Genomic DNA, 1375 nt, shown 5'->3' on the forward strand with positions numbered 1-1375 from the left:
ACCACCCGCAGCTGCCTGAGCTCGCAGAGCCGCGTTCGACTGCGGAGGTGGCCGAAGCGTTGCAGGCCTCGGGCATGGTCGATGAGTTGTTGGCCCAGATCGATTCGGGTCAGGTGCAGGTCACCGGGGACGGTGGCTTGATTCCGGGCTTGATCAAACTCGCCCTCGAACGCGGTTTGAAGGCCGAGCTGACCGATCACCTCGGCTACGAGAAGGGCGACCCGGCAGGCCGGGAACTGCCCAACGCCCGCAACGGATCAACCCCGAAAACGGTGGCGTCTGAGGCGGGGCCGGTCGAGCTGAAGGTCCCTCGTGACCGTGACGGCACCTTCACCCCACGTCTGGTGCCGAAGGGATCGCGTCGGCTCGGCGGCCTCGATGACATCATCATCTCGCTGTACGCCGGAGGCATGACGTTACGCGACATCCAACATCATCTGGCCGCCACGGTGGGCACCGATCTGTCGCATGAGACGATCTCCAAGATCTGCGACGAGGTTTGCGACGCGGTCGATGAATGGCAGAGCCGGCCGCTGGAAGCGTTGTATCCCGTCCTCTATCTCGATGCCCTGGTGGTCAAGGTCAAAGACGGTGCTCACGTTCGAAATAAGCACGCCCACATAGCTATTGGTGTCGACATGGCTGGCGTCAAGCATGTGCTGGGCATCTGGATACAGGCTGAAGAGGGCGCGAAGTTCTGGGCCGGGGTGTGCGCGAATCTGGCCAACCGCGGCGTCAAGGACGTGCTGATCGTATGCTGCGACGGGCTGACCGGATTCCCCGAGGCGATCGAGGCGACGTGGCCTTTGGCCACCGTACAAACCTGCGTCGTGCACCTGATCCGCAACGCGATGCGGTTCATCAACTACAAAGACCGCAAACAGGTCGCCCGGGCGATCAAACCGATCTACACCGCCCCCGACGCCGAGACCGCCCGCCGAGAATGGGAGACCTTCCGAGATTCGGCGTTGGGTGTCACATATCCGAGTGCGGCACAGGCTTTCGACCGCGCCTGGGACAGATTCATCCCATTCCTGGCCTTCCCACCCGAGTTGCGCAAGGTCATCTACACCACCAACTCGATCGAGTCGCTGAACTATCAACTCCGCAAGGTCATCAAGAACAGGGGACACTTCCCCAACGACGTCGCAGTCCGCAAACTGCTCTGGCTGGCTATCTGCGACATCGAGGACAAACGAGCCAGGCAACGCGAGAAGGAACGCGGCAAGCCAGCCAGTCAGCGTAAAGCGCCCGGACGACTCGTCGAAGGGCAAGTCGTGACCAGCTGGAAACAGGCCCTCGGACAACTCGCCCTGGCCTACCCCGACCGCATCGAACCCCACCTCAACTAGACACCGAAAGCGAACCCAAGAAA

The 1375-nt window shown here is 62.0% G+C and carries 1 protein-coding gene; it reads left to right on the forward strand.

What is annotated here, in order from left to right; all coding sequences use genetic code 11:
* Positions 1-11 precede the first annotated feature (11 nt).
* Positions 12-1352, forward strand: coding sequence for an IS256 family transposase (locus tag GOOTI_RS24340; protein ID WP_051998062.1), 1341 nt, complete (start codon positions 12-14; stop codon positions 1350-1352).
* The last annotated feature ends 23 nt before the right edge of the window (positions 1353-1375 follow it).

The sequence above is a fragment of the Gordonia otitidis NBRC 100426 genome (genome assembly GCF_000248075.1).
In the GTDB taxonomy this organism is placed as follows: domain Bacteria; phylum Actinomycetota; class Actinomycetes; order Mycobacteriales; family Mycobacteriaceae; genus Gordonia; species Gordonia otitidis.